21 protein-coding genes and 3 pseudogenes are annotated in these 21,929 nt (G+C 62.4%); 9 read left to right on the top strand and 15 right to left on the bottom strand.

What is annotated here, in order from left to right:
* Positions 1-68 precede the first annotated feature (68 nt).
* The 3 genes and pseudogenes from FHX03_RS01145 to FHX03_RS01135 all read right to left on the bottom strand — a co-directional run.
* A pseudogene (locus tag FHX03_RS01145) lies at positions 69-248 on the bottom strand (IS630 family transposase); the annotation flags it as partial.
* Positions 249-280: 32 nt separating this feature from the next.
* On the bottom strand, positions 281-1,144 hold the full coding sequence (locus FHX03_RS01140; RefSeq protein WP_183852073.1) for a class I SAM-dependent methyltransferase: 864 nt from the start codon (positions 1,142-1,144) through the stop codon (positions 281-283).
* Between the two features lie 34 nt (positions 1,145-1,178).
* Entirely contained in the window at positions 1,179-1,835 is a 657-nt protein-coding gene (locus FHX03_RS01135; RefSeq protein WP_183852940.1) for a TetR/AcrR family transcriptional regulator, read from the bottom strand.
* 282 nt (positions 1,836-2,117) lie between these two features.
* Between FHX03_RS01135 and FHX03_RS01130 the strand changes: the two genes are divergently transcribed.
* Both FHX03_RS01130 and FHX03_RS01125 read left to right on the top strand, forming a co-directional pair.
* Positions 2,118-3,011: an NAD(P)/FAD-dependent oxidoreductase gene (locus FHX03_RS01130; protein WP_097627369.1), complete on the top strand. Its 894-nt coding sequence runs from the start codon at positions 2,118-2,120 to the stop codon at positions 3,009-3,011.
* Between the two features lie 246 nt (positions 3,012-3,257).
* Positions 3,258-4,319 (top strand): DMT family transporter, encoded by a 1,062-nt coding sequence (locus tag FHX03_RS01125; RefSeq protein ID WP_183852938.1) that lies wholly within the window; start codon positions 3,258-3,260, stop codon positions 4,317-4,319.
* A gap of 307 nt (positions 4,320-4,626) precedes the next feature.
* On the opposite strand, the gene FHX03_RS01120 is transcribed toward FHX03_RS01125, so the two are convergent.
* Positions 4,627-5,067: a copper resistance protein gene (locus FHX03_RS01120; protein WP_183852072.1), complete on the bottom strand. Its 441-nt coding sequence runs from the start codon at positions 5,065-5,067 to the stop codon at positions 4,627-4,629.
* Positions 5,068-5,400: 333 nt separating this feature from the next.
* Here FHX03_RS01120 and FHX03_RS01115 point away from each other — a divergent pair, with 333 nt between their 5' ends.
* Complete coding sequence (locus FHX03_RS01115; RefSeq protein ID WP_183852070.1) at positions 5,401-6,198, top strand: glycosyltransferase family 25 protein; 798 nt, start codon at positions 5,401-5,403, stop codon at positions 6,196-6,198.
* 52 nt (positions 6,199-6,250) lie between these two features.
* On the opposite strand, the gene FHX03_RS01110 is transcribed toward FHX03_RS01115, so the two are convergent.
* The 4 genes from FHX03_RS01110 to FHX03_RS01095 form a co-directional block, all read right to left on the bottom strand.
* Positions 6,251-7,618, bottom strand: a complete 1,368-nt coding sequence (locus tag FHX03_RS01110) for a sensor histidine kinase (RefSeq protein WP_183852069.1) — start codon at positions 7,616-7,618, stop codon at positions 6,251-6,253.
* Positions 7,605-8,282: a winged helix-turn-helix domain-containing protein gene (locus FHX03_RS01105; protein WP_097627757.1), complete on the bottom strand. Its 678-nt coding sequence runs from the start codon at positions 8,280-8,282 to the stop codon at positions 7,605-7,607. Before FHX03_RS01105 ends, FHX03_RS01110 begins: the two co-directional genes overlap by 14 nt.
* Before the next feature lie 122 nt (positions 8,283-8,404).
* Positions 8,405-8,683, bottom strand: a complete 279-nt coding sequence (locus FHX03_RS01100) for a hypothetical protein (RefSeq protein ID WP_097627392.1) — start codon at positions 8,681-8,683, stop codon at positions 8,405-8,407.
* Positions 8,684-8,879: 196 nt separating this feature from the next.
* Positions 8,880-10,376, bottom strand: coding sequence for a winged helix-turn-helix domain-containing protein (locus FHX03_RS01095; protein ID WP_165503968.1), 1,497 nt, complete (start codon positions 10,374-10,376; stop codon positions 8,880-8,882).
* Between the two features lie 362 nt (positions 10,377-10,738).
* Between FHX03_RS01095 and FHX03_RS01090 the strand changes: the two are divergent.
* Positions 10,739-10,903 (top strand): annotated as a pseudogene (locus FHX03_RS01090) (EthD family reductase); the annotation flags it as partial.
* Between the two features lie 88 nt (positions 10,904-10,991).
* On the opposite strand, the gene FHX03_RS01085 reads toward FHX03_RS01090, so the two are convergent.
* Positions 10,992-11,297 carry a hypothetical protein gene (locus FHX03_RS01085; protein ID WP_097627396.1) on the bottom strand — a complete coding sequence of 102 codons (306 nt, stop codon included), beginning with the start codon at positions 11,295-11,297 and terminating at the stop codon, positions 10,992-10,994.
* Between the two features lie 133 nt (positions 11,298-11,430).
* Between FHX03_RS01085 and FHX03_RS01080 the strand changes: the two genes are divergently transcribed.
* On the top strand, positions 11,431-11,961 hold the full coding sequence (locus tag FHX03_RS01080; RefSeq protein WP_097627398.1) for a dihydrofolate reductase family protein: 531 nt from the start codon (positions 11,431-11,433) through the stop codon (positions 11,959-11,961).
* A 104-nt stretch (positions 11,962-12,065) separates the two neighbouring features.
* Here FHX03_RS01080 and FHX03_RS01070 read toward each other — a convergent pair whose 3' ends face one another.
* Complete coding sequence (locus FHX03_RS01070) at positions 12,066-13,076, bottom strand: DUF4105 domain-containing protein (protein ID WP_183852067.1); 1,011 nt, start codon at positions 13,074-13,076, stop codon at positions 12,066-12,068.
* 204 nt (positions 13,077-13,280) lie between these two features.
* Between FHX03_RS01070 and FHX03_RS01065 the strand changes: the two genes are divergently transcribed.
* Entirely contained in the window at positions 13,281-13,622 is a 342-nt protein-coding gene (locus FHX03_RS01065) for an NIPSNAP family protein (protein WP_183852065.1), read from the top strand.
* A 301-nt stretch (positions 13,623-13,923) separates the two neighbouring features.
* Here FHX03_RS01065 and FHX03_RS01060 read toward each other — a convergent pair whose 3' ends face one another.
* From FHX03_RS01060 to FHX03_RS01045, 4 genes are all read right to left on the bottom strand, one after another.
* Complete coding sequence (locus tag FHX03_RS01060) at positions 13,924-15,714, bottom strand: ABC transporter ATP-binding protein (RefSeq protein ID WP_183852063.1); 1,791 nt, start codon at positions 15,712-15,714, stop codon at positions 13,924-13,926.
* A gap of 394 nt (positions 15,715-16,108) precedes the next feature.
* Positions 16,109-16,606 carry a DinB family protein gene (locus tag FHX03_RS01055; protein WP_183852061.1) on the bottom strand — a complete coding sequence of 166 codons (498 nt, stop codon included), beginning with the start codon at positions 16,604-16,606 and terminating at the stop codon, positions 16,109-16,111.
* A gap of 255 nt (positions 16,607-16,861) precedes the next feature.
* Positions 16,862-17,596 (bottom strand): phosphotransferase, encoded by a 735-nt coding sequence (locus FHX03_RS01050; RefSeq protein ID WP_183777413.1) that lies wholly within the window; start codon positions 17,594-17,596, stop codon positions 16,862-16,864.
* 9 nt (positions 17,597-17,605) lie between these two features.
* Positions 17,606-19,519, bottom strand: a complete 1,914-nt coding sequence (locus tag FHX03_RS01045) for an adenylate/guanylate cyclase domain-containing protein (protein ID WP_183852059.1) — start codon at positions 19,517-19,519, stop codon at positions 17,606-17,608.
* Between the two features lie 323 nt (positions 19,520-19,842).
* Here FHX03_RS01045 and FHX03_RS01040 point away from each other — a divergent pair.
* Together FHX03_RS01040 and FHX03_RS01035 are read left to right on the top strand one after the other, a co-directional pair.
* Positions 19,843-19,935 (top strand): annotated as a pseudogene (locus FHX03_RS01040) (RidA family protein); the annotation flags it as partial.
* Between the two features lie 201 nt (positions 19,936-20,136).
* Positions 20,137-20,544, top strand: coding sequence for a GFA family protein (locus FHX03_RS01035; protein WP_183852057.1), 408 nt, complete (start codon positions 20,137-20,139; stop codon positions 20,542-20,544).
* 76 nt (positions 20,545-20,620) lie between these two features.
* Here the strand turns inward: FHX03_RS01035 and FHX03_RS01030 are convergent, their stop codons facing one another.
* A complete protein-coding gene (locus tag FHX03_RS01030; RefSeq protein WP_097627419.1) occupies positions 20,621-20,965 on the bottom strand; it encodes an ArsR/SmtB family transcription factor in 345 nt (114 codons plus the stop codon).
* A gap of 108 nt (positions 20,966-21,073) precedes the next feature.
* Here FHX03_RS01030 and FHX03_RS01025 point away from each other — a divergent pair, with 108 nt between their 5' ends.
* Complete coding sequence (locus tag FHX03_RS01025) at positions 21,074-21,820, top strand: glucose 1-dehydrogenase (protein WP_097627421.1); 747 nt, start codon at positions 21,074-21,076, stop codon at positions 21,818-21,820.
* Positions 21,821-21,929 lie beyond the last annotated feature (109 nt).

The raw sequence follows: 21,929 nt of genomic DNA, 5'->3' as shown, positions 1-21,929 counted from the left end.
CCGAAGACTGTTCGAAGACGCCTCTGTGTCAGAAGCTTGCTCGATCGACCTGCAAAAGGCCGAGATCAGTCACGCACGATCTCACGGGTGACATTGCCAAGACGCGCTGCATCCGAGCGCGAGCCTCCGCCATAGATCAAGGCAAGCGCCAAAAGACGACGCGCCTGCGCCGCGTGCTTGCTCTTGCGGGCCAGACGCCGAACACCTTCCGCGTCAAAATCCGCCCGTAATGAAATCGCTGCTCCCATCGCAAACCTCTCGTTTGGCGTATTGATCCCTGTCAGCTTGCCGGATTGCGCGCGGTGACGATCCACGCCGCGCCGTTGATCATCACCGACCGCTCACCGGGGCAGCCCGCGAAGGCGGCACGAACCGCAGCCGAGGCGCGGGCCCGGATATCGTCGGGTTGATCAGCGAGAGAGCGCGCCAGCGGGCCGACCTCGAGTGTCATCTTCACCGCGTCGTCGAGCGCCGCATCCCGCGTCTCCCCCTTGCCGAATGGGATAGAGGCATCGAAGGGCGCGATAGCGATATCGGTGAAGCCAGCCGCCGTTAGAATGCGCGCTACCCGCCCCTGGTCGCCAAACGAGAACGGGCCGGGCGCTTCGGGATCGGGCGGCGCCGTCGGCGGGAGGATGCCCTTCATCGCGCCCATCGGCAAGCGAACCCAATCGTTCTCGGCCATGCCGCGCCAGCAGACGAAAGCGACCCGCGCGCCCGGCTTGAGCGCACGGCGCATATGAGCGAACGCCACGGTCGGATCGTCAAAGAACATCACTCCGAAGCGCGAGAACAGGATGTCGAACGCGCCCTCGGGCAGATCGGCGCTGCTGGCGTCGGCCACCTGGAACAGGGCCGGCGTATCCTGCGGCGCGCGCACGCGCGCTCTGCCGATCAGCGGTTCGGATATGTCCACGCCCAGCACATGGCCCCCCGCGCCGACGCGGGCGGCAAGATCCAGACTGGACGCTCCCGCGCCGCAGCCGACGTCCAGCACGCGTTCGCCTGTAGCGGGCGCGGCGGCTTCGATCGCGGCCTGACCGAACACCGCCATCATGGCATCGAGCCGGACCTGGTAAGCGACCCAGCGCTCCCCGCTTTGGCCTTTCCAGTCGGCGACCTGATAAGCATTTTCCTCTGTCATGCCATATCCTTGTCCTGATCTGTTCTTAATGAAGCTATCCGCCCGCGTGATTGTTGCCACCGTGCGCGGCGATGAACATGGCAACGGCCGACCGGCAATAGGATTCGATTTCGTTATCGTCCTCTGCTCTCGCCTCATCGAAGCGTGCGATAATCAGGAGATCGGATCCTTTGATAAGCGCGGCAAACAAGCGGGCGGACTGGAGAGGATTGGGCACGTTCAAAACCGCCTTCGTGTGCAACTGACGCAGCAGGGCCTCGATTTGGGCGATGACATAGGCGGGGCCGGCTTCGTAATGGTGCTTGCTTAACGACTTTTGATTCGTCTTGTCGGCCATGATCATGGCTTCGACACTGCGCACCTCCGGGCTCAACAGCGTGCGAAGCAGGGATGATCCCACCGCCATGAGCTGCTCTTGGGCCGAACCGTCGATGCCTTCAAAAAGGGCCTGTGGTGCAAACTGATGGCAGTGGGCCGCAATGGCCGCACTGAACAGCGCCTCCTTGTTCTCGAAGTGCCGATAGATGCTGAGCTTGGATATCTTCGCCCGTTGGGCGACCTTTTCCAATGTCGTCGCTTGAAAGCCCAATTCCACAAAGAGTTCGCACGCGGCGTCGGCTATCGTTTGGCCAAGCGCCTCATTGGCGGGCCGGCCGCGCCGGGCCTGGCTGTTTTTTTCGGTCACGACAATTACGATCCTTGACAGTATCTTAATTCCTGCATTAAGATACCACGCAGTATCGGAAATGTGCAAGCCAGAGATTGGATTTTACCCTGTCCCCCAAATCAAGTTTCCCGAGGGCGCCCGGCAATATCGAATGCGGCATCGTCCGCCCGGTCAACACAGTGATGGGCGACTGTCTCGGCGATGCCGGAGCCCTGCTCGCTGCCCGTCTCGAGCGCTTATCGCTGGCCGCTATTTCGCGCCACGCCCACCCCAACCCCCACCATCCGCAACACGGAGCCCATCACCATGGATGACGTCATCATCATCGGCGGCAGCTTTGCCGGCCTCGCCGCCGCCCTTCAGCTCGGCCGTGCTCGCCGCAAGGTCACCGTTCTCGATACCGGCCTGCCGCGCAATCGCTTCGCCGGCCACTCGCATGGCCTGCTCGGCCACGATCACAAGCCACCGCTGGACATCCTGGCCGAGGCGCGGCAGCAACTCGCGCGTTATCCCACGATCAGGCTGGTCAATGCCCGGGCCGACAGCATCTCCGGCACCATCGACGACTTCTCCGTCCTCACTGGCGATGGCGAGCGCCTTGGGGCCCGCCGCCTGATCCTGAGTTACGGCGTTGCCGACCAGATGCCCGATGTTCCGGGCTTTGCCGAAAGCTGGGGCACATCCATCGTGCCCTGCCCCTATTGCGATGGCTTTGAAGTCGCCGACCAGCATTGGGGCCTCGTCTGGTCCGGCCCGCCGTCGCACAATTATGTCAGGCTGTACCACGACTGGACCGAAACGTTGACGGTCTTCGCCGATGGTCACGACATTTCACCCGATATCCGGGCCGATCTGGCGCGCCGCAACATACCTGTCGTTGATGGCCGCATCGCCGAAATCGCCCATCACCGGGGCCATATCACCACCGTGAATCTCGAGAGCGGCCGCAATGCCGCAGTCGACATTCTGTTCGCACATCCGCGCAACAAGCCGTCCGCAAGCCTGCATGACTCACTGGGCCTCGCCACGGTCAATACGCCCTTCGGCATCGCCCTCAAGGTAGACGAGCGCCGCGAAACCAGCACGCCCGGCATCTACGCTGCCGGCGATCTTGCAAACCCAGCCATGGCCTCGGTCACCACGGCAATATCGCAGGGCGCGACGGCGGGTATCTCCGCCCAGCAGTCGATGCTGGTTTGAGAAGACACAGATGGAGTTCCAACACGTCACCTTCGACTCTGATCAATGAGGAAGCCATGGTCGCCCACGTGCTGTCGACCAGCTGGCCTGTCTGGCCAGCACACTTGCCGCTATCGTCAACGGCCACAAGCGAAGCCGGATCGATGAGTTGCGGCCTTGGAATTACGTGAGATAGAAGGCGGTTCCGCCTTAACGCAGATAAGAAGGTGGTGGCTGCCGGTTCATATCCTGTGATAGTTCATGGGGATGATCTACAAGCATCAACACCTTTGGCCCGGCGTCCCGCTCGCTCTTGGCTCGGCCATTCTGTTCGGGGCGTCAGCGCCGCTCTCCAAGCTGCTTTTGGGGTCAATCGAGCCTTGGTTGCTGGCAGGCGTTCTATATCTTGGAGCCGGGCTTGGGCTCGCCGCCGTCAGTTGGGGGCGTCGCCTGATCGGGCTGCCGAACGTGGAGGCTCCGCTTCAAAAGGGAGATATTCCCTGGTTGGTCCTGGTCGTCTTGTTTGGTGGCGTACTCGGTCCGCTTTTGTTGATGCTGGGTCTTTCTCGGACCTCGGCATCTTCGGGATCGCTGCTTCTCAATCTTGAAGGACTGGCGACCATGGGCATTGCTTGGCTTGTATTTCGCGAGAACGTTGATCGGCGGCTATTGCTTGGCGCTATGGCTATCCTCGCTGGGGCGGCTGTGCTGTCATGGAACGGTGAGACGCTTCACCTCGATATCGGTGGTCTGCTTATTGCAACTGCGTGCCTGTCATGGGGTATCGACAACAACCTTACCCGCAAGTTGTCTTCGTCCGACCCAGTTCAAATCGCGATGATCAAGGGGCTCGTCGCCGGTACGACCAACCTTGTGTTGGCGATAATGTTTGGCGCGTCATTGCCAAATGCTACTCTCGTTTGCGCTGGTTCATTGGTCGGCTTCCTCGGCGTAGGAGTCAGCCTGGTGATGTTCATGCTCGGGCTCCGCCATCTTGGGGCAGCCAGGACAGGGGCCTACTTCTCGTTGGCTCCGTTCATTGGCGCAATTCTTGCGGTCCTCATTTTTGGCGAAGCCGTTACACTGCAGCTTGTTGCGGCGGGCATCCTGATGGGCATTGGCCTATGGTTGCATCTGGCCGAGCGTCACGACCACGAACACTTGCACGAGGCGCTGGAACACGACCACTCGCATGTCCACGACGCACATCACCAACACGTCCACGACGGGCCATTCACGGAGCCTCATTCTCACTGGCATCGACACGAGCCGTTAAGTCACAGGCACGCCCATTACCCCGACCTGCACCATCGCCATCCGCATGAGTAAGCCATCGAAACGGTAGGGCACGCGATGTGGTCGGACAGACCCTCCGGTTAAAGAGCGCGACCCCGATAGAAATCACCTTGTAACGGCCACTTCAGGCGCAATACGGACAGCCGCGGTCTTGCCCGAAGATCGAGCCATCGGCCGCAACCATGGATCGGCGCCTACCATCGACAAGCGCGCCTCAGCGAGGAATGGCTGGACATCGGCCTAGTTCTGCGGTGTCGGTCTCGCTGGCGCGAGCTGTTCGTCGCAGCGTAGGCAACAAGGCCCAGCCAAGGTTCTGCAAAAGGCAAGCCCTTCGCACGCCCTACGGCGTAACCGTCAGCCTGGCTTGCATCCCGGCTTCGTAGTGGCCCTTCATGTTGCAGAAGAGCAGATAGGTACCCGGCGTCAGCCTGGCGTTCAGCTTGCCGCTGGCGCCTGGTTTCAAATCGGAAACCTCGCCCAGGCTTTTCAGCTTCGATTCATCGATGCGATTCTTGGTGGCGTTGACCGGGATGGGCAGGTCCGGAGATTTCAGGCGAACGACGACCATTTCATGCTGCTCGGTCATCGCATCGTTGTGGACTGCGAAGGTCGCGGGGCCGGCTTTCACCGTCGGCGGGTCGAGCTTCAGCGACATCGCACCGCCGCCTTCTCCATCTTCCGTAACATTGATCACGGTGGCGGCCGCAAAGCTTGCTCCGGCCGAGCAGGCGAGAATGGCAGCTCCGGCGAAAAGGGACAGCAGTCTGGCACGTGGCTTCATCGTTGGTCTCCGTCGGGGTTTAAGAGTGGTGGGCGCTGAGCCGGTTGCTCAGCCAAGGATCATCCGGGGCGGCATGCAGTGGGTCGCTGTCGTCATCGAAGGCTCGCTGGTTGTCGTTTCGATCGCGGGAAGGGAGGCGTCCACTGCATGCCGCACGACGCTGGTAGCGCGGCATTCTTACGCGCACTTTGCCGGGATCATACCGATCCGTAAGAATGCAGCCCCGGCCGTTCGACCCTCGCACTTTACGAAAATGTATAGTCCGGGCGAGGTTCCCGTGAGGTTTGGAGCGCAGCTTGGCGCCATCATTGCCAAGTCGAGGTCAGCTCTCTCATGAACATGCGCGCCGCACCTGCAGCCCTTATGCCGGCCGTTCATCCGGTCAGCCTGCGGGTGAATACCTACCTGATCAATCTCGACCGTGCGCCCTTGCGCCGGTTTCGAATGGAACGCCTGCTGGCAGGTTTCGGCCTTGCCTTCGAGCGCGTGGCGGCGGTCGATGGGGCAGGGCTGAGCCTGCCGCATCCGGGCTTCGACGAAGCCGCCTATCTGAGCCGGCATGGCCGTCGGCCGAACCCTTTCGAGATCGGCTGTTTTCTAAGCCATGTCGAATGCGCCAAGCGCTTCCTCGGAAGCCATGCCGAGTTCGCGCTCATTCTGGAAGACGATCTCGATTTCGATGACGATCTGGCCGAGCTGCTCGAGGCCGCGCTTGACCATCAGGCGCGCTGGGACATCCTGCGCCTGTCGACCGTCAATTCCGGGAAAAAGCACAAGGTGGAGCCGCTGACCGCGTCACGCTCGCTCGCCATCGCGCTCACCCGCGAGAAGGGGTCCGGCGCCTATCTGATCAACCGCAAGGCGGCGGGCTGGATTGCCGATGTGCTTGTCCCCATGCGCCTGCCCTATGATCTCGCCTTCGATCTGGAGTTCGATGATGGGCTGAGCGCCTGCTTCGTCGATCCGCTGCCGGTCAGCCAAAGGGCCGATCCCTGCTCCCAGATCCAGGCAGGGCTTTCGGCATACCGGCTGGGCCGCCGCCGGCCGTGGAGCGTGCTGCCGTATCGCGCGGCGGCTGAGGTGCGCCGGTTCGTTCGCCGCTTCCGCCGTCTCGCGGCTTGGAGCGGCTAGGGCCCGCTCCCCCGGGGTGAGCGGCTAGGGCCCGCTCCCCCGGGGTGAGCGGCTAGGGCTTCTCGGCCGAGATCAGCGGGAAACCGACCGAAACGATGAGGCCGGGATGATTGTCCGCCATGGTGATGTCAGCCGAATGCAGGTCGGCGATTGCCTTGACGAGACTGAGCCCGAGGCCGCTTCCCGGCGTCGTGCGGCTCTTGTCGAGCCGGTAGAGACGCCGGAAGACCTTGTCCCTTTCGTCGGCGGGAATGCCGGGGCCGCTATCGCCGACCGAGACAATGGCGCGGCCGCCCTGGCAGCGGAGCGAGACCGTGATGCCGGTTCCATCAGGGCAGTGGTTGATCGCGTTCTCCACCAGGTTGGCGATCATCTGCGTCAGGAGATCGCGGTCGCCCCAGACGAGCGCGGGACAGCGCTCCGCGATCGTCAACGCCATCAGCGCATCTTCGGCGACATCGGCATAGACCTCGGAAATGACGGCAAGCACGGTGTCGATATCGGTCGCCTGGAAACGCTCCTTGCGGGCGCCGGCCTCGATCTGGGAAATGCGCAGCAGCGCCTCGAAGGTGGCGTTGATCCGGTCGCTCTCGTGTCTCGCTTCGTCAAGCAGAGCCGAAACGTCCGCCTGCTGGTCGTTTCCAGCCACCGCCGTATCCAGCGTCAGGCGCAGCCTGTTGAGCGGCGTCTTCAGATCGTGGGCGATATCGGCGCTCACCTGCCGCATGCTCTCGACCAGTCTTTGCAGCCGCTCCAGCGCCGCGTTGATCTGGATCGCCACCGTATCGAGGTCGTCGCCGTTGCCGGTGATCGGAATGCGGGCGTCGAGTGCGCCGTGGGAGACATCGTTCATGGTATGGGCGACCCCGTCCAGCCGCGCCTGGGCCCGGAAGGCGAGAAAGACGCCGCCGCCGATCGCTGTCGCCACGACGATCGCAGCGGCCCATTCGAAGCTGACCAGCACGATCCGCAGCATCTCGTCGACATCGTTGAAGTTTTCCGCCACCACCAGGGTGTAGGGACCGATGGTCGAGACCTGCATCCGGTAGCGCTCATGCCCCTTCAACCCGACATCCCTAGAGGTGACGGTGTAGACGCCGTTGGGGATGCGGGGTGCTGCAAAATTGCCGGCGAGTTTCTTGCCGGCATGGTCGGTCAGCGAGTAGAGCCCGTCGGAGGTCGACTGGAAGCTCGCATAATTGTTCAGCGTATTGATCAGATCCTCGGTATCGTTGGGCTCGTAGGTCGAGACAACCAGCGAATTCATTTCGCCCAGCGACTGTTCGAGATCACGCGCAAGGCCCAGGCGCAGCATGTGATAGATGATCGCGCCGCTCAGGATGAAGGCGACGACGAAGAGCACGCCGAAGGTGACGGCAAGCCGGAACGGCGTGCTCCTGCGTAGGCTAGCGAGGCGCATGCAGGCTGTATCCGGTGTTGCGGACCGTATGCAGGAGCTGGACCTGGAATGGCTTGTCGACCTTCGCTCTCAGTCGGCTGATATGGGTCTCGACGACGCTGGTCTTCGGATCGAAGTGGAAGTCCCAGACCCGCTCCAACAGCATCGTCTTGGTGATGACCCGGCCTTCGCCGCGCATCAGCACTTCGAGCAGGGTGAATTCGCGCGGCTGCAATTCGATCGCCTGGCCGGCGCGGCGAGCTTCGCGGCGAATCAGGTCGAGCTCGAGGTCGGCAACCTTCAGCACCGTCTTCTGCTCCTGCACCGGCGGCCGGCGGCCGAGCGCGTTGACCCGGGCCAGAAGCTCGGAGAAGGCAAAAGGCTTGGTGAGATAATCGTCGCCGCCCGCCTCCAACCCCTCGACCCGGTCATCGACGCCGCCGATCGAGGTCAGGAACAGCGCCGATGTGCCGACCTTGGCGGCCCGCAGCGAGCGGATAATCGCCAGCCCATCCAGCCCCGGCAGCATGCGATCGACGACAATAACGTCATAGGCTTCGCGCTGCGCCTGAAACAGCCCATCGCGGCCGTCACCGAAGACGTCGCAGACATGGCCTGCCTCGGAAAGGCCCTTGGCGATATAATCGGACGTCTTCCGATCGTCCTCGATAAGCAGGATCCGCATCAGCCCGATCATTCCCACAGGTGTGGAGGCAATCTAGCGGAGCCTACGGCTGAGCGACAACTTACGGATTTGTAAGGTGGGCAGGGCTTGAGCAGCCGAACCCCTCTGCATTTGCAGCGCTCTCAGCCTCGCGGGCGTGGTTTCGCCTCATATGTCGTCCGAACGATCGAAGTGGGGTCAAGGCCGCGTGCGACCGGCGTCCAGCCGGCGGGCTGGCTCCGTCTGACGAGGCCGACATCGTCCAGATGCTCATCATCCAGCCGATCGAGATCCGGCATCGCATCATGGCGGGATGCCCTGTTTTCACGCCAGTTGGAAAGGCTGTGAAGCGCAAGCGCAAGCGGATGCGCGATCGCGGCGAAGATGGCGGACTGGGTGTTCGATCTGGCGAAGCTGGTCATTTGCATGTTCCCCTCGGTTGACGGTGCATGCTGGCATCACGGGCTGGACATGTACCGACGGGCGGCTGACGAAGAGCTGAATTTTCGCTGAAAACAACGTTTGCCAGTGCGACGGCGTGGGGCCGCGCCAAAGTATGTCGCGCAAAAAGTGTGCAGCGCTTTTCCCAGGCAAAGCGCGAAGCGCTTTTGCCGCGCTTTAAGCCTCTCCGGGAAGGACCGGGAACCGGGCCGACTTCAGCAGATCGAGTATGTGGGCGCGCTGCTCCGGCCGCTTCACCCCGGCATGATCGAGATATTGGCTGGCCGACTTGTAGCCGATCAGCATCGCCTGGTCGCGCCAGCCCGCGGCTTCTTCCGGCCGGCCGACGGCAACGGCGCAGCAGGCAGCCGTCACCAGGTCGTCCATCGAGCGGGTGTTCGGTTGCCGGCGCAAAACGAAGGACAAAGCTTCCTCATATCGGCCGGCATGGAAGGAGGCGCGGCGGAATGAACTGTCGTACCAGATCGGCCAGCTCGGATTGAGCCGCCGGGCCTTTTCAGCCGCAGCGATACCCTCCTCGATGCGCCCGAAGACCGGCGCCCAGCCGGAGAACATCGCCAGCACGTCGGCGTTCGAAGGACCGAGACCGAGCGCCCGATCCAACGCCGCCTCCGCCGCTTCCATCTGTCCCATGTTGCCGAGCATCTCGCCGAGCGCCACCAGCGCTTCCGCGTCGAACGGATCGAGTTCAACGGCGCGCCTGGCGGAATTGAGCGCCGCAGCGTCGTTCTCGGTCATGTCGACGCCGAAGGAGGCGAGTTCATCGTGCGACCAGGCAAGACCGAGCCAGGCGCGGGAAAACAAGGGGTCTATCTCGGTTGCCCGCTGGAAACAGTGCAGCGCCTTTTCGGCATCTTCCCGGTTGAAGCGATTGGTGTGATATCGCCCGCGCAGATAGAGTTCGAAGGCATCGCGATCGGCCGCCGCCCGTCGATGCAGGTGCTCGGCGGCGACGTTCAGCAGCACGCCGTGGCCGGCAAGCGCGTTGACGATGCCCTCGGCGATTTCCGACTGGATTTCGAGCGCATTAGCGATCGCCCCGTCCCAGCTGGCTGACCAGACGATCCGGCCGCTCGACATTTCGGTCAACACGGCGGTGACCTTCATCATGCCGTCGACCGACTGCACCATGCCGTTGAGGTCGAATCCGAGTGTTGCGCGCAGAGGCGAGGGGACTGCCTTCTCCGGCAACCAGGTGACCTCCAGGTCGTGGTAGCGGGCCAGCCTGGAGGCGACCTCGGTGGAGAAGGCCTCGGCAAACCAGGCCGCATCGCTGCCGGGGCCGATCAGACGGAACGGGGCCACCGCCAGGGGAAGCGTCCGCACGAAGGCCTTCTCCGGCATGGCGTTGGCGGCCGATTGCTTGTTCTCGAACAGATAGCCGCGCCGGAACAGCGTGCGGATCAATCCGTCGGCGCCGATCGCCTTGCGGATCTGGCTGATCGCCTGGGTCAGCGAATCCTCGGTAACGATGACACCTGGCCAGACCGCTTGCATAAGCTCGTCCTTGGAGACCACGCGGCCCTCGTTCTGGACGAGATAGGTGAGCATGGCCAGCGGCTTGGCGCCGATGTCGACATCCATGCCGCGCCGCATGAGCCGCCCCCTTTCGGGGTCAAGCGTGACGTCTGCGAAGGTGAACAAATCCGTCATGTCAGAGACCGCTTTAACCGTAGGAATTATACCAAGGCGAGCGCGAACCGAAGCCCCGCGCGACGGTGCAGATGAGGAGGCGCTAAAGCGCCTCACGGCAATTCTGGCGGTCGCCGGCCTCGGGCATGTCATGGTAGCCAGGCCGGCAAAACCTCGATTGCCGGTAAAGTTACTACCGTTGTCGAGCGTTTCAAATCACCCAGGGGGAGTATGACGGATTGCTGGGCGTTGTGGGGACACATGCCCGATACGCTCGGCGGCGGCCACGTGCTGCTCGCCGATCGCGCCTACGACAGTGATGCCTTGCGCATCGAATAGCCCCCCTCGAATGCTCGCAGAGGCGTTCGGGCAGGAGCCCGACCATGATCAAGATGAGCGTCTACTATCCGGCCGCCGGCGGCTCGAAGTTCGATCACGACTACTATCGTACCAGCCACATGCCACTGATCCAGGAACGGCTCGGCGATGCCTGCCTGCGCTACGAGATCGAAAAGGGCCTTGCGGGTCCCGAACCTGGAAGCGCGCCGGCGGCGATCCGACACTTGCCGCGGGCCTGATTTCGCCTGAAGTCTGACCGACCTTGGCCGTGTCGACGCAGGTTATTCGGCGCGTTTGTTAAATCCCCGAGCCGTCGAGCTGCTCGGCGTCGTCGCCTTCCCAAGGTGAGGGCATCGAGAGGCGGGCGAGATTGGCCGAGGGCATCGGCATCCAGCACTTCAATTCCGGCTCGGCATATTCGATGATCTGCCCGGGCGAGGAATCCGAGGCGCGCCAGCCTTCTGCGCCAAACTGATCGCCATGCGACCAATAGGCGAGGTCTACTTCCGCTGGCCCCTGTTCGGACGGGCGGATGGTGACCAGGATCCGACTGCCGTCTTTCGGTGCGCTGGCCATGCTGCGCCAGCGGTCTGCCTCGTCCATCGTTTTGCCTCCTGCCTTGCTGCTTGTGCAACTGTCGCCTCGCCAACGAAAGCGGTCAACTCAAACTTTGAGGGGACCCTTCGCTATCGATGGCGGTTAAGCTATCCTGACGTCCCGGATGGAGGAACAGCGCATGGCGAAGCTCGTCTTCGGAATGAACGTCTCCCTGGATGGCTATGTCGATCACCAGAAATTTGCGCCCGACCCCATCCTCTTTCGCCACTGGATCGAGCAGGCGCGCGGCCAGACGGGGAGCCTCTATGGCCGCCGCCTGTACGATGTGATGCGCTATTGGGACGAAGACAATGCCGAGTGGACCCCGGAGCTGCACGATTTCGCGCTTGCCTGGCGGCGCCAGCCCAAATGGGTCGTGTCGCGCTCGCTGACCTCGGTCGGCCCCAATGCCACGCTTGTCACCGACGACATCGAGACGGTGATCCGCGGCCTGAAGGCCGAGCTTGCCGGGGAGATTCAAGTCGGTGGGCCGGAGCTTGCGGGAAGTCTGGCCGACCTTGGCCTGATCGACGAGTATCGACTCTACTTCCACCCCGTCGTGCTCGGCCACGGCAAACCGTTCTTCACCGGCCCGAGGCCTCCGCTCCGCCTTGTCGCCAGCGATCTGATCGGCGGGGATGCGGTGCGATTGACCTATGTTCCTGGTTGATTGGGTCGGTGCCCTGACTGAAATCCCTCAAATGGGTCTGGTCACCGCTGATGAAGAGCATCGGGCGAGGAGAGCCCATCTCGATATCGTTGGGATAGAAGACGTCAGAACGCGCCCTGCGGCGACGGAACGCCGACGCGAATGGCCTGCGAAAAATTCGGCGAAAGACCGTCCTCGTGCGCTCTTGCAGCGATGTGTGCGGCCGACCGCAGTTGCGACAAGGGAACCGAGATGTCCAGCGCGCGCCGGTCATAGGCGTATTCCGGCAGGTATCCGTTGACGATGAGACGCCAGTCCATCGGCACGGCGTCGCCTGCCACGCGCATCATCTTGACGATGGTCGTCGTGCAGTTGGTCGTCAGCGAATTGTAAAAGGCGGGCCGTGCTGCAAGCGCGTTTGCGTCGGAGACGTACTCGCGCAGAAGAAGCCTCGCAGCCGCCGGCGTCGCCCTCAGGCGGTAGATCTGGACGTCCTCACCGCGAAAATTGGAGCGGAGGCCGATCACATCTCTTTCGTCTGCCGCGATGATGACCAGAGGACTGCTTTTGAAGAGGTCCGCCAGCGGTGAGAACGAACCGCCGGAAAGGCGGCGCACTTCGATAGACCACGCCAGATAACGGCCGTCGTCGAAGCCGAAGCTCATTATGACATGCGCGATGGTCGGACCTGACCAGTATGACATGAACATGTCGACGCTCTTCAGCTTGTTCAGGTCGTAACTGCGAGTCGTCCATTGTTCCGTGAAATCGGTGGCACTGCGCCACTGGAACTCGCGGACATTCGTCAGCGTCAACAGATCACCGTCGAATTCGCCGGTGACCTGACGAGCAACGTCCGGAGCCCACGCGCCATTTGCCTGCGGCTCGATCGTGCTCCACCAGAAGAGGACTATGACGAACGCGGCCACAAACGCGAGGACCGCACGAATGCGTCTCCTGCCAAAGAGCGCCACGATGACGGAGGCGCCAAAAAGCCCGAACAAGATGGCACTGGCTTGCCTGCCGAGTTCGGGCAACGGCAAGCGGTACCAAAGCGCGAGCGACGACCAGGCAGCGGCGGCGGCGACGACAAACAGGAGCACTGCAATGACGATCGCGCGGACCGGTCGAACCATTTTGATTTTCCAAACGGGTTTGAAACGTTCGTCCTGATCGTCGACCCTAGCGGTTTCCGAGCGTGAAGCCCAGAACCTATCCGAAGCGACGGGGCTCCGGATTTTCTATTTTGGCAAGGCTCGATTGCGCCGGCAACGGCCCTCGCTTTTTCCGGCGCTGAACGATATGGACGATCTTGCCTGATCCAACATGAAGAGCATCCGATGATCCACGAATTGCGCATCTATACATGTCTGCCGGGGAGATTGCCGGCACTGCAGCAGCGTTTCGAGACCGCGACGCTGGCGATTTGGGAACGGCTCGGCATCCGCTCACTCGGCTTCTGGACGACGATGATCGGTCCTTCCAGCAACGATCTGACCTACCTGCTCGAATGGCGGTCGCTTTCGGAGCGCGAGCAGAAATGGGCCGAGTTCATCGCCGATCGCGAGTGGCAGGAAGCGAGGGCGAAGAGCGAGGCGGATGGGCCGATCGTCGCCAACATCGCCAGTTCGCTGCTGCAGCCGACACGCTTCTACCGCGGCTTCTCCAAACCGTCGGAATAACGGCTAAAGCGCGTCGTGCCAAATTTGATTCATGCGACGTGCTTTAGCTCTTTGTTTTTACGCATGTCGTTGCCGCAAAACCGCGGCACACTTTTGCGCGACATGCTCTAGAAACTCCGAACGCAGTTCATTGAGAAGTGTTTCGGATGTGTTTCTGCATGAGTGCGGGCCGTCGTGCGCAAATGGCGCAATCTGCACGAAGCGGGCTCCCGCCGGGACCACCGCCATCTGCCGAACAGCGCAGCCATTGTGCGTTGAGCCGCAAAAAGGAAACGCCAGAGCATAGCCCTGGCGTTTCGGTTCAGGCCACCAGGCCCTTGGTCAGCTCCAGCGCCTGCCGCTCGAACAGCCGGCGGTAGATGCCGTCGGGGCGGCGGATCAGCGCCTGGTGGTCGCCTTCTTCGACGATTTCGCCCTTGTCGAAGACCAGCAGCCGGTCGAGCGCCCTCACCGTGGACAGGCGGTGGGCGACGACCAGTGTGGTGCGGCCGTCCATCAGGCGTTCCATCGCCTGCTGGATCTGCACTTCGCTCTCGCTGTCGAGGCTGGAGGTCGCCTCGTCGAGGATCAGGATCGGTGCATCGGCCAAGAAGGCGCGGGCGATGGCGACGCGCTGCCGCTCGCCGCCCGAGAGTTTGACGCCGCGTTCTCCCACCATCGTCTCATAGCCCTTGGGAAGGCTCAGGATGAAGTCGTGGGCGCTCGCCTGCTTCGCCGCCTGCTCGATTTCGCGCCGCGAGGCATTCGGCCTGGCATAGGCGATGTTCTCGGCCAGCGTGCGGTGAAACAGGATCGGCTCCTGCTGCACGATGGCGATCTGGCTGCGCAGGCTGGATTGCCTCACCTCGGCGATATTCTGTCCGTCGATGCGGATCGAGCCCGAATTCACGTCGTAGAGACGCTGGATGAGCTTGACGAAGGTCGTCTTGCCCGAACCCGAATGGCCCACAAGGCCCACACGCTCGCCCGGTTTGATGGTGACCGAAAAGTCCTCATAAAGCGGGCTGGGATGCGCGCCATACTGGAAGGTGATGCGATCGAAGACGATCTCGCCCTGGTCGATCGCGATGGGCGTCGCGCCCGGCCCGTCCTCGATGCCGAGCGGCATCTTGTCGAGCAGCACCAGCTCTTCCATGTCGTTGACGGCACGCTGCAGGTTGCGGATGTCCTGGCCGACATTGCGCAGATAGCCCTGCAGGACGAAGAACATCGCGAGCACGAAGGTGACGTCTCCAGGCGTCGCCAGCCCCTGCTGCCACATGATGAGGCCCGTGCCCAGAATGCCGGCCTGCATGGAGACCATCATGAAGCCCTGGATCGTGCCGCTCAATGTGCCGCGCTTCCATGTCCGCCGCGTGCGGCTGTCCCACGTGCCGAGCACACGGCCGAGCCGGGTCTCCTCGCGGTTTTCGGCACCGAATGCCTTGACCACCGAGTTGCAGCTGATTGCATCGGCGAGCGCCCCGCCGAGCTTGGTGTCCCAGGCATTGGCAAGCCTTGCCGCCGGCGACACGAAGCCCATGGAAAGCGCCACGGTGACGCCGATATAGATCAGCGATCCGAGGCTGACGATCAGGCCCATGACCGGCCAATAGCTGCCGAGCACGATGCTGGCGCCGACCAGCATGACGATCGACGGCAGGAGGGCGACCAGCAGCAGGTCGTTCAGCGAATCCAGCGCCCACATGCCGCGGGTAATCTTGCGTACGGTCGAGCCGGCAAAGCTGTTGGCGTGCCAGTCGGTGGAGAAGCGCTGCACCTTGTGGAAGCCGCCATTGGTCACATCCGCCATGGTGCGCAGCGTCAGCCGGATGATGCCGTTGAAGATGAAATAGCGCAGCGCCACGCTGGTGAAGCCCAAGGCGACGACGATGACGAAGGCGCTGAGGGCGCTGTCGGCCGGATTGCCGCCGGCGATGGCATCGACGATCTGGCCTGAAAAGACCGGCACCATGACTTCGGCGAGCGTGCTTGAGATCACCAGCACGATGATGAGACCCACCAATCCAGGCCGGTGGCTCCAATGATGAAAGATAAAGCCGAGCACGTTGCGATAGGCATCGGCGCGGAAATCGAGCTTCTTGCGAGTCATTTGAACCAACCCGGCCGCATATCGGCAACCGGTCCTCAAAATCGAGAGTTAAATGGCACAGCCCAAGCGGGAGACAAAATGATCCCGTCAGATCATCGGGCTATGAAGAGAGTGAAAACCGCATGTCGGGCGCGCTGGAGGCGGGCCGCGAATGGAAATGACCTAGTGTCGGTTCATTCCGCACGGGAGGATTTTGGTGATTGCTGATGATGTCATGCAACGCCTCCCTTTTGTTCGATCTGACGCGGTGAGCCTCTTGTAGCGAAGGCAACCGCGCTTGCCAACCGGGAATTTGCAACCTGACAGAAAGTGATGCGAAAACGACACAATCTGCAACGTGCAGGTTTACGCGCCGCCGTTTGCAGGCGGGTTCGCCGAGCCGATGGCGGAAATACTACGCCAGACGCGAAAGGTCGGTCGGCTCCGGCTTTGCGCCCGCTGCCGTCAGCATCGCGTGGACCTGGCCACGGTGGTGGGTCTGGTGGTTGAAAAGTTCGATCGCACAGTTGGCCTTCGGCTTCTCGACCCGCGTTGCACCATCGCCGGGATACCAGACAAGCATGCCGTCGAGCTCCGCGTCGCGCAATCCTCGCGCCCAGCCTTCGATTTCGGCGTTGCGTTGCAGCCGCAAGACCTTGAATGCATCCCAATCCGACGGGCTTGTCAGCGAGTGCGTGATGGTTTCCTCGGGCCGCTCATTGCCCTTCAATCGCGCGAGGATGAGGGCGTCGGCCCAATAAAGATGGTTCAGCGTCGCGGCGATCGATTGGAAGAACGCCCCCCGATCCTTCCAGCGTTCCGCATGCGTCAGCCCGTCGGCGGCGGTGACGAGTGAGGTGTTCTGCCAGCTGTTGTAGCGGGCCATGAGTCGGCAATAGTCGGCTGAGATCATTGTCTCGGGCTCCAATGGTTAGCGATGATGGGGGGAGGGTGGCGATTGCAGGGAAGACCCATGGGGCCGTTCGTGCTCTGTCGCCTGCGCCAATGAAGGCGTGCCGTGCGAGAGGGCACGGACAGCGATCAGTCTATCCTGAAACGGCCTCGCCGCAAATTGCTGATGACATTTTTTCTTTTCAAGGGTCTTCCGTTCACGGGGCAGGTCGTCGCGGGAGGTTCCCGACGCAGCCCGTCGGTTCGCCGAAACTGCTCAGAGCGTGCGAACTTCGGCAAGCCGCTTGACGGCGTATTCGTCGTCCCAGCAGATGGCGGCTTCCCATGCTGCCGATGCTTGCGCGGCGATGTCATAGGCGATGCCTTCCAGACCGGCTGCATTGTGGGGCAGGACGAGGTCAAGGTCGGGCACGTCGACATGCGACTCATCCCAGTCGATCAGGGCGACGCGGTTTGCGGTCATGCGGATGTTGCCGGGGTTGGTCGGGTTGCCGTGGACGACGCTTGTTTCGCGACCGACAAGCCGCGCCCACGCCGCGCGGCATCGGGCGACGCCATTTGGCGGCATCGCGGCAAGGTCGATCCTCGTCCCCGTTTCGGCGTGCAGGAGGTCAGTCGAGGATCGCCAAGCTGGGCGCTGCGGCCAGCCCTGCGTCAACCCATGCAACTCGCGCAGTGTCTCGGCCACGCGACGCCAGTCGGCCTCCGTCTCGGGCGGCCCGCCCTGCATGTATTCCATCACTGTCAGACCATCGGCGAAGAGGCGGCCATCGGCCGTCGGGATCGGCACCGGCACGCTCAGACCTTCGCGGTCGAGGTGGCGTAGGAGTTCTGCTTCCCAAGCGAGATCAGCGTCGCTCCTGGTCCCCAGACGACCGACTGCAAGTTGGCCGCGGATGCGCAGGCTCCAGACATCATTGGCAACTCCGCCGGAGAGCCTTTCGATGCGAACCGCGTCCTTGCCCCACAGCTCCAGCGCTTCCCATCCCATACATAATCCTCAGTCTTTGATTTCCCCGACAAGCTCCCAAATGTCGACCTTCTCAGCGCGTCCCTTGACCGGGGCGAGGCCGAGGGGGCGGAAGGTGAAGCGGTCGGCGACGGCGTCGCGGGTGGCGGCGCTGACCAGGATCGATGTGTTCAGCTCCTTGTTCATGCCTTCGAGCCGTGACGCCACATTGATCGTATCGCCCATCGCCGTATATTGCTGGCGCGAAATCGCCCCGAAGCTGCCGACGACTGCCGGGCCGGTGTGCAATCCAAATCGAGTCAAAAGCTCGGGGCGGCCATTGCTGAGATTGGCTTCGTTCAACCCGTCGACCGCCGCTTTCATGGCCAGGGCGCATCGACAACCATGTTCGGCATGGCTGATATCGTCGACCGGGGCGTTCCACATGACGAAAATGGAATCGCCGAGATATTGCACGACGGCCCCGCCATGCCGCTCGGCGATGGTGTTCAGCAGTTCGAAATAGGCAGAAAGCGTGTCGACCACCTCCTCGGGCGAATGTTGTTCCGCGATGGTCGTGAAGTCTTTGATGTCGGTGAACAGCACCGTCACATCCTGTCGCTTCGCCCTGACGATCGCTCTCGTCTCGGGGTTGACGATCTGCCGGACCACTTCACGCGGCACATAAAGCGCAAACTGACCGATGGCATGACGGCTGGCCGCCAGGGCGTTTGCCAGCGTGTTGATCTCGCTGATCCAGGAGTGGGCCATCGGTTTCTCCCCCACATCCAGATCGCCGATCCTGCGCGCCTCGTCGGCCAGCCGATAGAGCGAGCGGCTGACCATGCGCGACAGCAGCACCGAGGCGCCGACACCGGCGATCACCAAGGCGGCGGCAATGAAGAGATTGCGCACCAGCAGCCGATGGGCTTCCGCCACCAGATCCGCCAGCGGCACGACGATGGCAGCCACGCTGCCCGTGAACAGGCCGGAGACGCTGACCGGGGCGATCTGCACAAGATAGGTTTCGCCATCGAAATCGACCCGCGCCAAGCCACCGCCGGCAAAGGCCGGGTCCTGCCTGAGCCGCACCACGGTTTTAAGGCTCGGGTCGAAACCGTTTGCCGTCGTGGCAAAGGCGCCTGATGTTCTCGACCATAATGCGATGATCCTGCTCATGATATCAGGGTCGGAATGGGCGACGAGATTGCCGTCGGCATCGATGATGTAGGCGCGGGCCCGCGGCGAGATCTCAGCTGCGTCGAGCAGCCGGCTGACGGTCTGCAGGTGAATGTTGATGCCGAGCACCACCTTGCCGTCGTCCCGCAGCGGGGCTGCGATCGTCAGCGTCGGAACATTCAGTGTCCCGGTGATATAGGGCCCGACGGACACCGGCGCGCCGTCCTGAATGACGGATCGATACCAGGGGCGTTGCCGCGGATCGAAGGATGTATCCTCGATCGTGCGCTCCGCGATCGGCTTTGCATCGTTGTCGACAAAACCAAGCGTCGAGACGATATCGGCCGCTGGTCGCCGTGCGATCATTCTAATCGCGAAAGCCGTACCATCGGGTGCGGCCAGCGTCTGGCGGACGTCGCGCCGGGCCGTGTTGATCACCTGCAGGTAGGAGCCATCGGGATAGCCGGCGTAAACGCTGGTGGCGTTCGGGACGTTTCGCAGAACTTCTTGAAAGAATTGCTGTTTTGCCTTGATGTCCTCAGGCGGCGGGGAAATGAGCTGCGGCAGGGTGGAGGCCAGCGCCACGGCCTCGGTGCCGCCCTGCAGCGTATTGCGGTATCCCTCGATCAGCCGCAAGCTCATCGCCCGCATCTGCTGCGCGCCGGCGCTGACCGCAGCTTCGCTTCCATGGCTGAATGCCATCCAGATGATCGGCGCCGATGTGCAAAGCAGCGACGCGACGACCAGGACGCCGAGATGCAGTCTGAGCGGTTTGGACCAGCGCACGCGATTTCCCCCGAAATGCGGACCTGTCTCAGCAGGTAGCGCAATGCCTGCCCGGCATGCGCTACCCAACGATGCCAGCTAACTGCTTTTTGAAGGCTTGCACAAGCTGGTGATACCAGCGCTCCCACCCTGGGAATTTGGCTGTTGCTGCGCGATGCCGGGGGTAATGGAGGCTGAGCTACGAACGTCGCTGAGTTTGCCACTGAGCTCACCCCACCCTCCGTCCTCCGCGGGCCTGCCCCGAGGATCGACGCCGGCCTCACCAGCGGCATGCTGAAACGACGAATTCATTGTTCGGGAACGAGGCCATCGAGCAGGAAGTCGAGGCCCTGCCGGCGCAGACTTTGATCCCCGTTCCCAAGTTGGCGATCGACCCCATGCTCTTCGAGGTCGAAGCCGTCGTTGTTCTGGAGTAGCGGTGGGACTGCAGCTCGCCAGCTTTCGAAAGCGAAGCAAGCTCGCGAGCGGACTGGCCCGCGGGCAGCGTGAAATTCTGCGCGGCTGCAGGGGATGTAGCGGACGGACGATTTCGCATCGAAAGGCTTGAAATTTCCGATGGACCTTGTCGATTGCAGAACCGTAAGATCGACAACCGTCTGTCAACACGGAACAATCACATGCCGATCTTTCATGCCAAGTGCAGCTGCGGCGCCCTGTCCCTGGAGGTCGATGGCGATCCTTTGCACAACCACATATGCACCTGCAGACGTTGTCAGCGTGCATCCGGCAGCGCGCTTTCACACAATGTATGGTTCCGCGAGGAGAATGTCCGGGTCGTTTCCGGAGACTATTCCGTATGGTATCCGCAGGGCGAAAGCACAGCTGATGTGATGAAAGCGTTTTGCCGGATCTGCGGCGGCGGTGGATTTTCGAAATCCGGAGCATACTTCCCCGGCTCGGTCGTCATCGCAGGCGGCACATTTGCCGATCCATCCTTTCCCGCGCCGGATCATGTTCATTGGTGGAATAGTCGCCCGCACTGGATCGATCTGGCCGAGGCGATCCAACGTCATGCCGACGAGTGAATTCGTTCGAGCAGCTGAAGACCTGGAATGACGGAAGTCAGGGCGCAAGGGTGTCGCCAAGCGGTCTGCCGACGGCTCAATCCGCCTTCGGCTGCCCGGGAAGCTCTCCGTAAGCCGTCAGAATGGCCTTGATCAGGCCGGGGAAACGCTCGTCCAGCTCGGCGCAGCGGGTTTGATTGCGCATCTCGATACCCTGGCGTTCGCTGAGGATCAGGCCGGATTCGCGCAGCACTTTGAAATGGTTCGACAGCGACGACTTCGGGATGACGCGCTCGCCGAGTTGGCCAAGTGCCGAACAGGTCCTGCCGCAGCCGGCACCGGAAAGCCAGGCGAAAATTGCGGCGCGCTCCGGATCGGAAAGCGCATAGAGGATCGCCTCGGGCCGGATGTCCTCCAATGCGGGGTGAAAAAGCGGTCTCATCAAATTTTATATAGCGACCCTTGACATCAAGATCAACAGTTCCGAATTTCCGAACTACGGAACAAGGCCGCCAGTTTCGGCGGCAGTCCGGATCAGAAGGAATTGGATATGGCTAAGCTTACGGGAAAGGTCGCTGTGGTCACGGGGGCCTCCAAAGGCATCGGCGCCGCGATTGCCAAGGCGCTTGCGGCCGAAGGTGCGCAAGTGGTGGTGAATTACGCTTCGAGCAAGGCTGGAGCAGACGCCGTGGTTGACGCTATCAGCGCCGCCGGCGGCAAGGCGATCGCCGTGCAGGGCGACGTCTCGAAGGCCGAACAGGCGCAGGGCCTTGTCGATGCCGCCGTCAAGCAATTCGGCAAGCTCGACGTGCTGGTCAACAATTCGGGCGTCTACGAATTCGCGTCGATCGAGGAAGTGACCGAGGAACATTATCGCCGCATCTTTGACGTCAACGTTCTCGGCGTTCTCCTGACCACCCAGGCGGCGGTCAAGCATCTCGGCGAGGGCGGCAGCGTCATCAACATTTCCTCGGTGGTCACCAGCATGGCGCCGCCGGCCTCTGCCGTCTACACCGGCACCAAGGGCGCCCTGGAGGGCATCAACAGCGTGCTCGCCAAGGAACTCGGCCCGCGCAAGATCCGCGTCAACGCCATCCTGCCTGGAATGGTCGAGACCGAGGGCGCGCACACGGCCGGCGTCATCGGCTCGGATTTCGAGCAGGTCGTCGTCGGCCAGACGCCGCTCGGCCGCGTCGGCCAGCCGGATGATATCGCCGGCGTCGCCGTCTTCCTCGCTTCCGACGACGCCCGCTGGATGACCGGCGAACGGCTGGCTGCCAGCGGTGGTTTTCGCTAAAGCTGGCTGATGGCGCGCGCGTCTTGACGGGGCGCGCGCTGCCCGCCGGAGAGAGCCTAACACTTCCATGGCAACCAAAAGCTCCCGCATAGGTAAGCCGCGCCGCACA

The organism is Rhizobium sp. BK456 (genome assembly GCF_014194045.1).
GTDB lineage: Bacteria > Pseudomonadota > Alphaproteobacteria > Rhizobiales > Rhizobiaceae > Rhizobium > Rhizobium redzepovicii.
This window is presented reverse-complemented; position numbering and strand designations above follow the sequence as displayed.

What these genes read in the sequence shown, in the direction of transcription:
- FHX03_RS01065 (WP_183852065.1), top strand. Translation starts at nt 13,281, where the DNA reads ATGATCCACGAATTGCGCATCTATACATGTCTGCCGGGGAGATTGCCG.
- FHX03_RS01085 (WP_097627396.1), bottom strand. Translation starts at nt 11,297, where the DNA reads ATGGACGAGGCAGACCGCTGGCGCAGCATGGCCAGCGCACCGAAAGAC.
- FHX03_RS01080 (WP_097627398.1), top strand. Translation starts at nt 11,431, where the DNA reads ATGGCGAAGCTCGTCTTCGGAATGAACGTCTCCCTGGATGGCTATGTC.
- FHX03_RS01060 (WP_183852063.1), bottom strand. Translation starts at nt 15,714, where the DNA reads ATGACTCGCAAGAAGCTCGATTTCCGCGCCGATGCCTATCGCAACGTG.
- FHX03_RS01110 (WP_183852069.1), bottom strand. Translation starts at nt 7,618, where the DNA reads ATGCGCCTCGCTAGCCTACGCAGGAGCACGCCGTTCCGGCTTGCCGTC.
- FHX03_RS01100 (WP_097627392.1), bottom strand. Translation starts at nt 8,683, where the DNA reads ATGACCAGCTTCGCCAGATCGAACACCCAGTCCGCCATCTTCGCCGCG.
- FHX03_RS01030 (WP_097627419.1), bottom strand. Translation starts at nt 20,965, where the DNA reads ATGAGACCGCTTTTTCACCCCGCATTGGAGGACATCCGGCCCGAGGCG.
- FHX03_RS01055 (WP_183852061.1), bottom strand. Translation starts at nt 16,606, where the DNA reads ATGATCTCAGCCGACTATTGCCGACTCATGGCCCGCTACAACAGCTGG.
- FHX03_RS01095 (WP_165503968.1), bottom strand. Translation starts at nt 10,376, where the DNA reads ATGACGGATTTGTTCACCTTCGCAGACGTCACGCTTGACCCCGAAAGG.
- FHX03_RS01125 (WP_183852938.1), top strand. Translation starts at nt 3,258, where the DNA reads ATGATCTACAAGCATCAACACCTTTGGCCCGGCGTCCCGCTCGCTCTT.
- FHX03_RS01105 (WP_097627757.1), bottom strand. Translation starts at nt 8,282, where the DNA reads ATGCGGATCCTGCTTATCGAGGACGATCGGAAGACGTCCGATTATATC.
- FHX03_RS01140 (WP_183852073.1), bottom strand. Translation starts at nt 1,144, where the DNA reads ATGACAGAGGAAAATGCTTATCAGGTCGCCGACTGGAAAGGCCAAAGC.
- FHX03_RS01050 (WP_183777413.1), bottom strand. Translation starts at nt 17,596, where the DNA reads ATGGGATGGGAAGCGCTGGAGCTGTGGGGCAAGGACGCGGTTCGCATC.
- FHX03_RS01025 (WP_097627421.1), top strand. Translation starts at nt 21,074, where the DNA reads ATGGCTAAGCTTACGGGAAAGGTCGCTGTGGTCACGGGGGCCTCCAAA.
- FHX03_RS01115 (WP_183852070.1), top strand. Translation starts at nt 5,401, where the DNA reads ATGAACATGCGCGCCGCACCTGCAGCCCTTATGCCGGCCGTTCATCCG.
- FHX03_RS01035 (WP_183852057.1), top strand. Translation starts at nt 20,137, where the DNA reads ATGCCGATCTTTCATGCCAAGTGCAGCTGCGGCGCCCTGTCCCTGGAG.
- FHX03_RS01130 (WP_097627369.1), top strand. Translation starts at nt 2,118, where the DNA reads ATGGATGACGTCATCATCATCGGCGGCAGCTTTGCCGGCCTCGCCGCC.
- FHX03_RS01070 (WP_183852067.1), bottom strand. Translation starts at nt 13,076, where the DNA reads ATGGTTCGACCGGTCCGCGCGATCGTCATTGCAGTGCTCCTGTTTGTC.
- FHX03_RS01120 (WP_183852072.1), bottom strand. Translation starts at nt 5,067, where the DNA reads ATGAAGCCACGTGCCAGACTGCTGTCCCTTTTCGCCGGAGCTGCCATT.